15 protein-coding genes are annotated in these 12,158 nt (G+C 54.9%); 5 read left to right on the top strand and 10 right to left on the bottom strand.

Annotated features, from left to right (window positions below; translation table 11 throughout):
- Nucleotide 1: 1 nt before the first annotated feature.
- Nucleotides 2–934 (top strand): alpha-E domain-containing protein, encoded by a 933-nt coding sequence (locus U2W12_RS06940; RefSeq protein WP_326499942.1) that lies wholly within the window; start codon nt 2–4, stop codon nt 932–934.
- Between the two features lie 58 nt (nt 935–992).
- Here U2W12_RS06940 and amrA read toward each other — a convergent pair whose 3' ends face one another.
- Together amrA and U2W12_RS06930 are read right to left on the bottom strand one after the other, a co-directional pair.
- On the bottom strand, nt 993–1,544 hold the full coding sequence (gene amrA, locus U2W12_RS06935) for an AmmeMemoRadiSam system protein A (protein WP_326499941.1): 552 nt from the start codon (nt 1,542–1,544) through the stop codon (nt 993–995).
- Nucleotides 1,545–1,558: 14 nt separating this feature from the next.
- Nucleotides 1,559–2,209, bottom strand: coding sequence for a phosphoribosyltransferase (locus U2W12_RS06930; RefSeq protein ID WP_326499940.1), 651 nt, complete (start codon nt 2,207–2,209; stop codon nt 1,559–1,561).
- A gap of 186 nt (nt 2,210–2,395) precedes the next feature.
- Here U2W12_RS06930 and U2W12_RS06925 point away from each other — a divergent pair, with 186 nt between their 5' ends.
- Nucleotides 2,396–3,139: an aldolase gene (locus U2W12_RS06925; protein ID WP_326499939.1), complete on the top strand. Its 744-nt coding sequence runs from the start codon at nt 2,396–2,398 to the stop codon at nt 3,137–3,139.
- A gap of 241 nt (nt 3,140–3,380) precedes the next feature.
- Nucleotides 3,381–3,851, top strand: coding sequence for a low affinity iron permease family protein (locus U2W12_RS06920; protein WP_326499938.1), 471 nt, complete (start codon nt 3,381–3,383; stop codon nt 3,849–3,851).
- Nucleotides 3,852–3,892: 41 nt separating this feature from the next.
- On the opposite strand, the gene U2W12_RS06915 is transcribed toward U2W12_RS06920, so the two are convergent.
- From U2W12_RS06915 to U2W12_RS06880, 8 genes are all read right to left on the bottom strand, one after another.
- A complete protein-coding gene (locus U2W12_RS06915) occupies nt 3,893–4,528 on the bottom strand; it encodes an ABC transporter substrate-binding protein (protein ID WP_326499937.1) in 636 nt (211 codons plus the stop codon).
- A 206-nt stretch (nt 4,529–4,734) separates the two neighbouring features.
- Complete coding sequence (locus U2W12_RS06910) at nt 4,735–6,909, bottom strand: xanthine dehydrogenase family protein molybdopterin-binding subunit (protein ID WP_326499936.1); 2,175 nt, start codon at nt 6,907–6,909, stop codon at nt 4,735–4,737.
- On the bottom strand, nt 6,906–7,370 hold the full coding sequence (locus tag U2W12_RS06905) for a (2Fe-2S)-binding protein (protein ID WP_326499935.1): 465 nt from the start codon (nt 7,368–7,370) through the stop codon (nt 6,906–6,908). The genes U2W12_RS06910 and U2W12_RS06905 overlap by 4 nt, the downstream gene beginning before the upstream one ends.
- 3 nt (nt 7,371–7,373) lie before the next feature.
- The gene (locus U2W12_RS06900; protein WP_326499934.1) at nt 7,374–7,982 is read right to left on the bottom strand and encodes a nucleotidyltransferase family protein; all 609 of its coding nucleotides are present in this window, start codon (nt 7,980–7,982) and stop codon (nt 7,374–7,376) included.
- Nucleotides 7,975–9,075, bottom strand: a complete 1,101-nt coding sequence (locus U2W12_RS06895; RefSeq protein ID WP_326499933.1) for an XdhC family protein — start codon at nt 9,073–9,075, stop codon at nt 7,975–7,977. Before U2W12_RS06895 ends, U2W12_RS06900 begins: the two co-directional genes overlap by 8 nt.
- 152 nt (nt 9,076–9,227) lie before the next feature.
- The gene (locus U2W12_RS06890) at nt 9,228–10,202 is read right to left on the bottom strand and encodes an integron integrase (RefSeq protein ID WP_326499932.1); all 975 of its coding nucleotides are present in this window, start codon (nt 10,200–10,202) and stop codon (nt 9,228–9,230) included.
- 117 nt (nt 10,203–10,319) lie between these two features.
- Nucleotides 10,320–10,625 carry a hypothetical protein gene (locus U2W12_RS06885; RefSeq protein ID WP_326499931.1) on the bottom strand — a complete coding sequence of 102 codons (306 nt, stop codon included), beginning with the start codon at nt 10,623–10,625 and terminating at the stop codon, nt 10,320–10,322.
- A 63-nt stretch (nt 10,626–10,688) separates the two neighbouring features.
- On the bottom strand, nt 10,689–10,889 hold the full coding sequence (locus U2W12_RS06880) for a hypothetical protein (protein ID WP_326499930.1): 201 nt from the start codon (nt 10,887–10,889) through the stop codon (nt 10,689–10,691).
- Between the two features lie 366 nt (nt 10,890–11,255).
- On the opposite strand from U2W12_RS06880, the gene U2W12_RS06875 reads away from it, so the two are divergent.
- The gene (locus U2W12_RS06875; RefSeq protein ID WP_326499929.1) at nt 11,256–11,648 is read left to right on the top strand and encodes a hypothetical protein; all 393 of its coding nucleotides are present in this window, start codon (nt 11,256–11,258) and stop codon (nt 11,646–11,648) included.
- Between the two features lie 285 nt (nt 11,649–11,933).
- On the top strand, nt 11,934–12,158 hold a 225-nt coding region (locus tag U2W12_RS06870; RefSeq protein WP_326499928.1), incomplete at its 3' end, for a hypothetical protein.

The raw sequence follows: 12,158 nt of genomic DNA, 5'->3' as shown, positions 1-12,158 counted from the left end.
GATGTTATCGCGAGTCGCCGAAAATATTTACTGGCTGGCGCGTTATTTGGAACGCGCCGAAAATACCGCCCGTCTGTTGGCCGCTAACGCCACTTTGCATCTCGACCTGCCGCGCGGAATCACGCCGGCCTGGGAGCCCTTGATCGCAATGGCCGGCGCACGCGAGCGCTTTGAACGGCAACACCCAGACTACAGCGAAAATGAGGTCGTAAAATTCATGATCGGCTGCGAGAAAAATCCCAGTTCCATCCTCAGTTCGTTGCGCGCGGCCCGCGAAAATGGGCGCACGATCCGCGACTACCTGCCGCGCGAAGCCTGGGAGCTGATCAACAAGCACCATCTCGATGCCGGCGAGCAACTCGACGAAGGCCTGTCCAAACGCGGCCGCCACGAATATCTGAAACGGATCATCCTGACTTCGCAAACCTTGAACGGACTGCTCGCAGGTACGATGAATCACGACCAGGGCTATCATTTCCTGTTGCTCGGACGTAATATCGAACGGGCAGACATGACCACGCGCATCATCGATGTGCGCACGGACAGTCTTTTGCCGCTGGAATCCTCCGAATTGCCGCCGTTCGAAACGATACAATGGGTCAGCCTGTTAAGATCGCTCAGCGCGTATCAAATGTACCGCCGCAGCATGCAGGCCCGGGTTCGCCGCGGCGACGTGCTGATCTTTTTATTCCAAAGCCAGGATTTTCCGCGTTCGATCCGGCACAACCTGTGCAACATCGAACGCAGCCTCAAGACGCTGCCGAAACACGAGCCGGCGGTCCGAATATTGTATGAAATCAAAACCAAAATTCTGTCGACCCAGGTTGAAAAAATGAAATGCGCGCCGCTGCACAACTTTATCGATCAGGTGCAAATCGCGCTCGATCAAGTGCATGGCGAAATTAGAAACGCATGGTTTTTGCCGGCGGGATGAGCGTCAATGCCGCTTGGATTTCCTTTATCGCAGGGTACGCACCCTCTCTAAATGATAATCAGCCGATCCCTTCGGCCTGATAGCGATAAAACTTTAACGTATCCGACCAATAATCCGCCGGCAGCCCCGCCTTTTGCTTCAAATGCCGGAGAAACTGTTTCGGAGTCGGCAAAGTTTCCCAAACCGCAGGCAAAAAGGTCCCGCGCCGCGCGCCTTCCTCGATAATCATGCCGTCCACGCCAGGCCGTAGTTGCGCGAGTAAATCTTCCTCCGAACGGAAGGCGATCGGTTCGGGCGTCGTCAGAATCGAAAGATGAATTTCCAATTGCTCAAATTCCTCGGCCGTCAGCGGCGGAAAGCGGTGATCCCGAAACGCCGCGGCAAAGGCATTTTCGGCAATATCCTGGGCCAACGGCCGCACGGCCTTCAACATGCCGATACAGCCTCTGAGTTCACCCTGTTTATGCAAGGTCACAAAGGTCGCGCGCACATCCAGCAGTTCCTGCGGCAAACCGGCCAAATCGACAGCTAACGGCTTGCCGGTTTGCAGACCGCGCAGGATTGATTTTTTCGCCAAATCGAGCAGGCATCGTTGATGTTCTTTATTCATTTTCACATCTTGCCTCATTCAGGAATCGAAAAACTTTTTGTATCAGGGCTATTTGTTTGATCGTCTTCGAGGGTCAATAACGCATCTTCGATTTGCAATTGGGTCACTTCAATATCATGACGCATCCTAAACTCCTGCTGCAATCTCAAAGGATTCCGATGATCGAGTTGCATAGCTTTGATCAAACTTGACAGATCCTCATTGACCGCCCAAGGATAGATGATCCATCGCCATTCATTGAGAATCTCGGCATAATAATCCGGCACAAAATCGGATACGGTTTTGAGCTGCATGACCGCCGTGTGTATCGATGCGGCCACGCCGGATTCACGAAGATGCTCGACCGCAACGACAAAGGTATCGCCGCTGTCGCAAACATCGTCGACCAGCAGCACGTTACGTCCATTGATGTCGGCATTCAGCGGGCATTTGACAAAGGCTGCCTGCTGTTTTGCCGCGCCCTGGTAATGCTCGATCTTGAATGCGGTCAGATCGGCAATGCCGAGCATGTCGGACAATAGGCGTCCCGGAATATACCCGCCTCTCGCAATCGCAACGATCATGTCGATTCGGACTTTGTCCGCGCGCAATCGCCGCGCCAGCTCGCGGCACAAGCGGTAAACCTCTTCCCAAGCGATCAAGGTACAGGGTATTGTTTCTGTCATTACCGAATCTCGTCGTTTTGATGGCGTTCCAACAAGCGATAGCATAGCATTTTTGCATGAGTCGGCGATCATGAATGGCGGAACGAGCTTAAGCGGGGAAATTGGATTGCTTGACAATGCCCTACCGCTCACTTATCTTTCCGAAAAAGGCCTTTGAGATTTTTGGTTTTTAGCGAGAGATAAGTCATGTTGAACGTCAGCGAAGCGGAGTGGAATCTGCGCGTGGATCTGGCCGCCGCTTTTCATCTGGCGGTCGCGAACAATCTCCATGAAGGCATTGCAAATCATTTTTCCGCGGTGCTGCCAGACCAGCAACATTTCCTGGTCAATCCTTTCGGCCTGCATTTTTCCGAAGTCACCGCCTCGAACCTGATCGTCTGCGATTTCGACGGCAAGGTCGTGCGCGGCGACGGTGCTCCGGCCGCGTCGGCGCATCATATCCATGCCCCTATCCATCGTCTGGTTCCGAGGACCCGGGTGTTGTTGCATACGCATCAGCCTCATGCGACCGCGCTGACGATGATCCGGGGCGGCCGCCTCGAATGGGCGCTGCATACGACCTGCCGATTTTACGGTCGGGTCGCTTATGATACCGATTACGACGGCGTGGCGCTGTCCGACTCGGTCGGTGAGCGCATGGCCGGCATTCTCGGCGATGCGGAACTCTTGTTCCTGGGCAATCACGGCGTGATCACCGCCGCGCCGACCGTAGCGCAGGCGTTCGACGATCTGTATTTCGTCGAGCGGGCCGCACAAACCCAGTTGCTCGCGCTCGGCACCGGCCAGCCGCTGGCCATGCTCGCGCCCGAAATGATCGAGCAGGTGGCCGCGCAAACCCGCTACGAGCGTTTCGAGCTCGGTTATATCGATCGGCATTTCGCCGCACAGAAACGTTTACTGGATAAGGCGGGATGTATTTACCGCCAGTAAATCGCAATCCTTAAACATAGCAAGCGCTAGCCTTCCAACCCAAAGGGACCGTGGCATGGATGCTAGAGGCAGGGCAACGTCTGGTGGGTCGCCTGAACGGAATTTAGCCGAGGACAATAGGCTTGAATTGAATCCCTCGATCCTAACTTTGTCCCAAGGAGAGAAGAAACTTTCCCAGACTCTTCCCACTATAACTTAATTTCAACCGCGACAATATCCATCAACCACCGGAAGAATAGCGATGAACGAAGCAAAAGACTTGGTCAGCAAACTCGGCGATTTGGTCAGCCAGATAGCCGACGCCCCTCAGAAAACCGCTTATTGGAATGCTCGTTTCGACCGTTTTGCGCGCGCTTGGTCGCGACTGACAGGCAAACCGCTCGCGTTCAATATTGCGATTCTGGTCATCGCGGCCTGGCTGATCACCGGTCCACTTTTCGGCTTCAGCGATACCTGGCAGTTGATCATTAATACCGCCACCACGATCGTGACCTTTTTAATGGTTTTCCTGATTCAGCACACGCAAAACCGCGATACCGATGCGCTGCAGGTCAAACTGGATGAGCTGATTCGCGCCATTGAAGGCGCGAACAACGAATTGCTGGATCTGGAAGAAATGGAAGAGGACGAACTCGCCCTGCTGCGCAAGCAATATCTGGAATTGGCACGCATCTCCCGGCAAATCAGGGCGAAAAAAACCGAGAGTCAATAACTGACTTGTCAGTGTCCGACAGAAGCACCCTGACGATTGATTCAGGAACCTTTGCCGCTAAGCGCTTCGGCGTTACGCTTGGCCAGCGAGTCGATCAGGGCGGCCAGCGAGCCTTTTTTCTGAATGTCTTCGCTGAAGCTCGAACGGTAGTTCGTAACCAGGCTTACACCCGCGATGATGATGTCGTACACTTTCCAACCATCGCTGCCGAAAAACATCCGGTAATTGACCTGCACCGGGTTCTGTCCCGGCTGCAAGACTTCCGATTTGACGATGACTTTCTTGGCGTCGCCGCCCGCTTCGATCGGCTGGAAACGCAGGGTCCAGTCGTTATATTCAACAAAGGCCCTGGAATAGGACCGGACCAGCATCGTCCTGAATTCGTTCTTGAAGCGTTCGCGCTCGTCCGGCGACGCGGTTTTCCAATGTTTGCCGAGGACCAATGGCGCGATCACGTTGAAATCGGTATGTGGTTGAATCACACCGTCGACGAAGCGGGTCACTTGGGCAAAATTGCTGGTAAAAGCTTTGTTTTGCAGTTTTTGACGCAGTTGATCCGAGATGCCTTGAATGACCTGTTGCGGCTCCTGCAAACCGCCGGCCATACCTTGGGCCATCGGCATCAGGCCGAACAAGAGCAGTCCGAATATCGCATATTTTTTTATCAATTTTTGCATCGATTATTTAACCTTCTAATGATCATGAAAGAAGTTGTGAAATCCGGAAAGGTCGCCGGCCCGCCGATCGCCAGTGAAATTCATCGGTGGGAGCGACGCCCATAACTAACCCGAGGACTTTCACGGTAATGGCGGTAAAGAAAAACATACCATCACGCTTATGAATCAGGACTGAATTTAGGAAAGCCGTACCGGCAGCCGATCCGCTAAAACGAATACTGCGACAACGGCAGACTGCGCACCCGTTGCCCGCTGAGCAAGAACAGCGCATTGCAGACGGCCGGCGCGATCGGCGGCGTGCCGGGCTCGCCGATACCGCCGAGCGGCGCGCCGCTGTTGATGATTTCGACCTCGACGACCGGCATCTGGTCGGGGCGCAGGATCGGATAGGTGTCGAAATTGCCCTGCACGACGCGGCCCTTTTCGAGCGTGATTTGCTCGCCCATCGCGGCCGACAGGCCATAGCAAACCCCACCTTCGATCTGCCGTTTGACGATCGCCGGGTTCACCGCGAAACCGCAATCGACCGCGCACCAGACGCGCTCGACCTTGAACTCGCCATCCTGATTCAGGCTGACCTCGGCCACCTCGGCGACGATGCTGTTGAACGATTCATGCAGCGCAACCCCCATCGCCCGCTTGAGTCCTTGCGGATCGGTCCAGGGCTTGCCCTTCCATCCGGCCAGATTCGCGGCGGTCTCCAACACTTTTTTGAAGCGCGGCTGCTCGCCAAGCAGTTTGAGCCGGAATTCGAACGGATCGGCGCCTGCCGCATGCGCCATCTCGTCGATGAACGATTCCTTGAAAAAACAGTTCTGCGAATGGCCGACCGAGCGCCAGAAGCCGATCTGCACCGGCTTGACCGGCACGTTGACCACGTTCGTGCGCTTGTTCTGGATCGCATAAGGCAGTTCGACCGTACCCTCGAACACGCTGGTGTCGAGATCGGGATTTTTGACAAAGCCCGGCATCAGGCGGGTCATCGGCCCTTCGCCGACCGAGGTGATCTGCAAAGCAACCGGATTGCCGGCTTTATCGAAGCCGGCGCTGAACTTCGCGGCCGACATCGGCCGGTAATGGTCGTGCTGAATATCTTCCTCGCGCGTCCAGATCACCTTGATCGGCTTGCCCGGATGCTTCTTGGCCAAGGTGATCGCCTGGATCGCATAATCCATCACGAAACGGCGGCCGAAACCGCCGCCCAGAAACGGCGTGACCACCTCGATCGCCTCGGGCTTCAGCCCTGTGATTTCGGCCGCGACTCCGACGACGAAATCGACGCCCTGGTTCGGCGCCCACACGGTGCAATGGTCCTTGGTCACCAGCGCGGTGCAGTTCATCGGTTCCATCGTGACGTGCGCGATGAAAGGTGCGTGATACTCGGCTTCGATCGTCTTCGCGGCGGAGGCGATCGCCTTGGCCGCATCGCCGACTTCCTCGGCGACATGGCCCGGCTCGCTCAGCGCGGCCTGCAACCTGACCTTGTAGTCCTGGGTCGAGAAACCGGCGTTCGTGCCTTCGTCGAAGGTGAGAGGCAGTTTCTCCAAGGCTTTTTTTGCATGCCAGAAATGATCCGCGATCACAGCGACGCCGTTCGGAATCTCTTCGACCGCGACCACGCCCGGCAGCTTCAGCACCGCGTCTTTATCGTAGGAGGCGACCTTGCCGCCGAACACCGGCGACTGCATCACCGCGGCATGCAGCATGCCGTCCACTTTGACGTCGATGCCGAATTCGGCCGCGCCGGTCGATTTAGCCAGACTGTCGGTGCGCTTGACCGGCTGGCCGATCAGCCGGAATGACGCGCTGTCTTTCAACGGCACGTCCTTCGGCGGCGCCAATTTTGCGGCCTTTTCGGCAAGCTGTCCGTAACCGAGCTTTTTACCGGTCGCCGCATGCACGACACTGCCCGGCTCGGTCGTACAATCGCCCGGCTTGACGCCCCACTGCTCGGCCGCGGCCTGGATCAGCATCGCCCGGGCGGTCGCGCCGGCTTTGCGCATGGTCATATAGGACGAGCGCACGCTCAGGCTGCCGCCGGTAAAACGTATCGTATTATCGAACATGATCTTGTAATCGGGGCCGTGCGGGGCCTGTACGACTGTGATCGAGGGCATCTCGACGTCCAGTTCCTCGGCCATGATCGCCGGAATCGATGTATAAGTCCCCTGGCCCATTTCAATGAACGGATTCTGAAAAATCACGTGTCCATCCGCGTCGATGCCGATGAAGGCGTTCAGATCCTGATCCTGCTCGGCCTGTTCGATCTTCGCGCAACCGGTCGGCAACGCCACGCCGAGCAGAAACACGCTGGCGCCGGCCGCCGCGCTAAGGCCGAGAAACTGCCGGCGCGACAGCGAAAGGTTCAATATCGTGCTCATGACTGCTCTCCCTGAATTTCGGCGGCGCGTTTGACCGCTGAAAAAATTTGCTGATAGGTGCCGCATCGGCAAAGGTTGACCATTTTCGCGCGGATCTCTTCATCGCTCGGATGCGGATTCTCCTTTAATAAGGCTGCCGCCGCAATGATCTGGCCGGACTGGCAGTAGCCGCACTGCGGAACGTCCTGTTCGACCCACGCCTGTTGCGCCGGATGCAAGCCTTTTTCGGTCGCCAGACCCTCTATGGTAGTAATCGCCTTGTCCTTGGCCGCGCCGACCGGCGTGCTGCAGGACCTTGTCAGCACGCCGTCGAGCAGAATCGAACAGGCTCCGCAAAAGCCGATGCCGCAGCCAAATTTGGTGCCGGTGTAACCGGCCAAATCGCGAATCGCCCAAAGCAAGGGCATGTCGTCTTCGGCATCGACCTGGTGCTCTTTGCCATTGATCAGTAGGGTTGTCATGAGTTACTCCTCGGCCAATGCCTGCCCGGTTAAATGTTCAAAATCACTTATCGTATCGATATCGAGCTCGGCGCGTGCGGACGGAATTTTCAGCACGCTCGGTTCGAACTCGATCAACAACGGTTTGGCGCCTCTGTCGCCTGTCAAGGTTTGCAGACGATTAAAATACGCCGCCGGAAACAAGGCCGGCACACCGGAGGATGAATCATATTGACTGGCGACAATGCGGTCAGGTTCATTCCGCCAGGCGTTCAGCAATGCCGCAAGATGCGAAGAATCGATCAAAGGCTGATCGCACAAAACGATCAGCACGGCTTCAGCCGAGTCAGGCAATGCTTTTATGCCGATATTTATCGACGAGGCGATACCCTCTTGCCAGTCGGGATTCAGAACCGTTTCAGCCGAATCCGGGGCTAGCGACTCGCGGATCAACTCCGCATGCGCGCCCAGCACGACGATGATCCGCCCGGGCAGAACCCGGCACGCGCTGCCGATCGCCCGTTCGAGCAAGGTGCGGCCCTGCCAGCGCAGCAATTGCTTGGGCCTGCCCAGCCGGCGGGAGCCGCCGGCGGCAAGAATCAGCGCATAAACATTTGGAAAATCATCAGGCATGAGCTGATACTTTATGAGGAGTCAATTGACCGCCATACCGACGATTTTGCGCGGCAAGAATACCGGCCATGATCGATAACGCGATTTCTCCCGGCGTTTCCGCCCCGATGTCCAGGCCGACCGGCCCGAAGACGCGGTCCGCAATTTTTGCAGCCTTATCGCCCAGACTATCGAGGAGCCGGGTTTTGCGAGCTTCGGGCCCCAACAAACCGATAAAGGGGATACGGCTGTCCGCAACGACCTTCAAATAGCGGGCGTCATATTCGAAACTGTGCGTCATCATCACCAGCGCATCGAAACGAACGAGTTGCAGGTTTTCGTCTAGATTTTGCGGCAGGCAACAAAATAGACGCTCGGCCGCGGGAAAACGTTCCGGTTTGATATACGCCGGACGGTGGTCGACGATCGTAACCCGCCAACCCAGCGCCCTGGCGCATTGCAGGAGCGGAATCGCATCGGCACCCGCGCCGACGATCAGCAATTGCGACAACGGACGAATCGGGTCATAAAAAACACCGACAGCATTTCCTTCGACAAGGTGGGTTTCGATCGACGGTTTGTCAGCCGACAAAGCCTGCCGCGCCTTGGCGATCAGTTCGCCCCGCCAGGGCAACTGAACGTTTTCGAAATCGTCTTCTCCGCAAAATAGCGATTTGCCCGCCGGCAAGGCCTCATGTTCGGACTCAATCACAGTGATTAACACACCCCGCCGGTCATCTTCGACCGCTTCGGCCAGCGCGTCCAAAGGGTAGTAATGCGCGTCCGATTTCAGCAATTGCAGCATGATTTTGACCGAGCCGTTGCAGCCGAGCCCAAGCCCCCAGATCACATCATCGGGTGAGCGCATGTCATAATAAACCGTCATGGCTTGACCGCTCGCAAAAACCGAACGCGAACGTTCCAGAAGATCGCTTTCGAAACAGCCGCCGCTCAACAGCCCCTGCGCGTCTCCGTCTTTCGCAATCAACATCCTCGCGCCGGCCTTTTGATAAGTCGAACCCTGCGTTTCGATGATCGTGGCCAGCACAAAATCGCCCACATCAGGCGCGAGATTTCGGAAAGCATCGACCAGCGTGTACAGTTGATTGGCCATGGCGTCGGAATAAACTTTGGCGGGAAAATTTATGCTTGATTGTGCAGGAAACTGCGGCGATTATCCTCCATGGAGCAAGAAACGTCCAGCCATCCCAACAAACAGGCCCCCGGCCCGAGAGGGCTCCGACGAAGACTTTGGGGAAAACAGGGTCATAACCGGTCCAAGGGACCGACGACTCCCTTTCCGCCTTTGTTGAGCACATGCGTGTAAATCATCGTCGTCTGTACATCCTTGTGGCCGAGCAACTCCTGCACCGTGCGGATGTCGTACCCCGAATCGAGCAAATGGGTCGCGAACGAATGCCGTAACGTATGGGGCGTGGCCAATTTTGTCATGCCGCTAGCCCGCACCGCCTTTTTCATGGCCCGCTGCAATAGCTTTTCGTCAATATGATGGCGGCGTTCGACACCGCTACGCGGATCGCGCGAAAAGCTGCCGGAGGGAAACAGATATTGCCAGGCCCATTCTGTCGCCGCATGGGGGTATTTGCGTTCCAGCGCATCCGGCAAATAAACCGACGCCTTGCCCACGCGGGTATCGTCATCAAACAAAACACGGCGCTGACGTAAATGGTCTTGCAATACCGTCGCCAACGACTGCGGCAACATCGTGACCCTATCCTTGGCGCCCTTGCCGTCGCGGATCAAAATCTCGCCTCGCTCGAAATCGACATCCTTCACCCTTAGGCGCACGCACTCCATCAAGCGCATGCCGGTGCCATAGAGGAGATTCGCCATCAACCCATGGACGCCGCTCATCCGCGCCAGAACGGCGCCCACCTCGGTGCGCGTCAACACACTGGGCAAACGTTGCGGTTGCTTGGCGCGCACGACATTATCCAGCCAGGGCAAATCGACTAACAGCACCTCCTTATACAAAAACAATAAAGCGGACAATGCCTGGTTTTGCGTTGAAGCCGATACATGGCCTTCCACAGCCAGATGCGTCAAAAATGCTTCAACCTCCGCCTCCCCCATTTCTAACGGATGGCGTTTGCCATTAAACAAAATAAACCGCTTTATCCACTGCACATAAAGCTTTTCGGTACGGATGCTATAGTGCTTGACGCGAATCCGGTCGCGGACTTGATCAAGCAATTTAGGAGGTGTATTTTGCGTTAGCATATGGAGGTTGCTATCAATAATTAAATACTGTAGTATTTAGTTTAACAGATTATCAGAGTGGCGTTATACACCGATAATCGTAGATTAATATACACCTAAATAGGTGCCTACTTAACGTTATGCACTCAACGCGCCAAGTTCTTTTGCATAATTACAATACCTCTCTACCTTGTCCATTTTGGCTGCGATTGCTGAAATGTTTGGCTTCAATTCAATGCCAACTTCTCTCAGCTTTTCTACGCTCCCAAGCAAATCTTGCCATTCCGCCTCAATGCGTTCGCGATTACTGATCGGAATGTCGCGCTGTTCGTCAATGCCGAAACGCTGTGCTTTAAAAATCTGCTTTTGAAGCTCAAGCAGCTCCATTGCTACCTCGCCAAGTTCTTCTGCAAACACGGTAATCAAATGCTCTTGCTTGTTCATATTTAGTCCTTCCCGTGTATAACACGGCACTCAAGGCGACGCCGGGAAGCATCGCGGTATTTATTAAAGTTCGGCGGCGGCGCGCCTTAGTTCAGCGTTAGCGGACTTGGCCTTGTGCCACATAAATTCCGCCAGATGGTGCAGCAGACCAACATCAATTTTATCGTGCCGAACGATGTCCCCGTTTGTCGGCGCTCCGCCCTCCATTGCGTCCATCCATTCTTCAAATGCCACTTTAACTTCTGGGTGATTATCTGCGATCATGATTTCGTCCTCTAACTTTACGTTCGAGCGGAGCGCCCGAAGCGTGGTTTTTCAATCAAAAATTTATACGCGCCCGCTCAACTACACGTTAGGAATCGAACTTTGCAGATTTTTGCATTCCAATTTTGTCCATAAATGACAGCAAATCCTCAATTTCATTTTGGGTTAAAAGGATGACCATTAACCAATAGTATTGGTGGTCGAATGCCCATAAAACAATCTTATATTTAAAGCTCATGTGTTTATACCAAAGTTTGTGGCGGCCTAACACGGTACTCAAGGCGACGCCGGGAAGCATCGCGGTATTTATTAAAGTTCGGTAGCGGCGCGCCTTAGTTCGGCGTTAGGCTTGCACAAGGAAACATCATGGCAATTTTGGATTGGTTTAAAGAAGTCCCTCTTTCTGCTGTTCTTAAGGAAAAGTTGGTTGGTCTTGAAAATGAGAATGCGGCGCTCAAGTCGGAGAATGCAGCGCAAAAAATATTGCTTGAGCAATGCCAAGAGCAAAGGCGGGCACTCGAAAAACAAATCACGGAAGAACATAACAACCCCCTAACATTCGATGAAAAAACAGGAACCTGGATTGGTTCCGTTGACGGTTTGCGCTATTGCGCTAATTGCAAATCCAAAAACATATCGTCTCCACTCAAAAACGAGAATCATGGCTGGAGATGTCCGTCTTGCGACAAATATTTTGACGATCCTGAGCGCCCAAAACCAAAAATAAACAGAGGCCCATCAGATTGGAGGACAGCTTAAAATGCCTAACCCAACGGTCAAAGGGACGCGCCGCCCGTCAACGGTTTTGAAGGATTGTTTATTAATCAAGGTTGGCGGCTTCGCTGAAGGTTTGCCCTCAGCGCGCCTCTTACCTTTGCGTTAGACGGCGGCAAAATCAAAAGACTTGGGTCGCTCCTTCCAGGCACGGAAAGTCCGTCCCGTTTTCCACGGCGGCCCTTATCCGTTCCGGCCTGATCCGTTTGCGTCACGCTCGCCCGGCAAGGCTTTGGCGGTGTCCAAGACGCCCCAAAGATTTTTAGGACCTTGGCTTTAACACGGCGCGACGCAAGCCGGGGAGTCCTTCCGGGCGGCAAGGACTTTCTGCTGGCGCAGGCCCTCGTTTTTTTCCTTGGCTTCGCCCAAGGTCTGCTTTACAATCGGTCTAACCCGGCGGTCAAAGGGACGCGCCGACCGTCAACGGTTTTGAAGGTTTGTTTTTTAATCAAGGTCGGCGGCTTCGCTGAAGGTTTGCCCCCAGCGCGCCCCTTA

Origin of the sequence: Methylomicrobium sp. Wu6 (genome assembly GCF_035916875.1) — a bacterium.
Classification (GTDB): domain Bacteria; phylum Pseudomonadota; class Gammaproteobacteria; order Methylococcales; family Methylomonadaceae; genus Methylomicrobium.
Note: the sequence above shows the minus strand (reverse complement) of the source record. Positions and strands in the feature narration are given on the sequence as shown.

Excerpts from the sequence above, each read along its gene's own strand:
- U2W12_RS06940 (WP_326499942.1), top strand. The coding sequence starts at position 2 with ATGTTATCGCGAGTCGCCGAAAATATTTACTGGCTGGCGCGTTATTTG.
- amrA (WP_326499941.1), bottom strand. The coding sequence starts at position 1,544 with ATGAATAAAGAACATCAACGATGCCTGCTCGATTTGGCGAAAAAATCA.
- U2W12_RS06930 (WP_326499940.1), bottom strand. The coding sequence starts at position 2,209 with ATGACAGAAACAATACCCTGTACCTTGATCGCTTGGGAAGAGGTTTAC.
- U2W12_RS06925 (WP_326499939.1), top strand. The coding sequence starts at position 2,396 with ATGTTGAACGTCAGCGAAGCGGAGTGGAATCTGCGCGTGGATCTGGCC.
- U2W12_RS06920 (WP_326499938.1), top strand. The coding sequence starts at position 3,381 with ATGAACGAAGCAAAAGACTTGGTCAGCAAACTCGGCGATTTGGTCAGC.
- U2W12_RS06915 (WP_326499937.1), bottom strand. The coding sequence starts at position 4,528 with ATGCAAAAATTGATAAAAAAATATGCGATATTCGGACTGCTCTTGTTC.
- U2W12_RS06910 (WP_326499936.1), bottom strand. The coding sequence starts at position 6,909 with ATGAGCACGATATTGAACCTTTCGCTGTCGCGCCGGCAGTTTCTCGGC.
- U2W12_RS06905 (WP_326499935.1), bottom strand. The coding sequence starts at position 7,370 with ATGACAACCCTACTGATCAATGGCAAAGAGCACCAGGTCGATGCCGAA.
- U2W12_RS06900 (WP_326499934.1), bottom strand. The coding sequence starts at position 7,982 with ATGCCTGATGATTTTCCAAATGTTTATGCGCTGATTCTTGCCGCCGGC.
- U2W12_RS06895 (WP_326499933.1), bottom strand. The coding sequence starts at position 9,075 with ATGGCCAATCAACTGTACACGCTGGTCGATGCTTTCCGAAATCTCGCG.
- U2W12_RS06890 (WP_326499932.1), bottom strand. The coding sequence starts at position 10,202 with ATGCTAACGCAAAATACACCTCCTAAATTGCTTGATCAAGTCCGCGAC.
- U2W12_RS06885 (WP_326499931.1), bottom strand. The coding sequence starts at position 10,625 with ATGAACAAGCAAGAGCATTTGATTACCGTGTTTGCAGAAGAACTTGGC.
- U2W12_RS06880 (WP_326499930.1), bottom strand. The coding sequence starts at position 10,889 with ATGATCGCAGATAATCACCCAGAAGTTAAAGTGGCATTTGAAGAATGG.
- U2W12_RS06875 (WP_326499929.1), top strand. The coding sequence starts at position 11,256 with ATGGCAATTTTGGATTGGTTTAAAGAAGTCCCTCTTTCTGCTGTTCTT.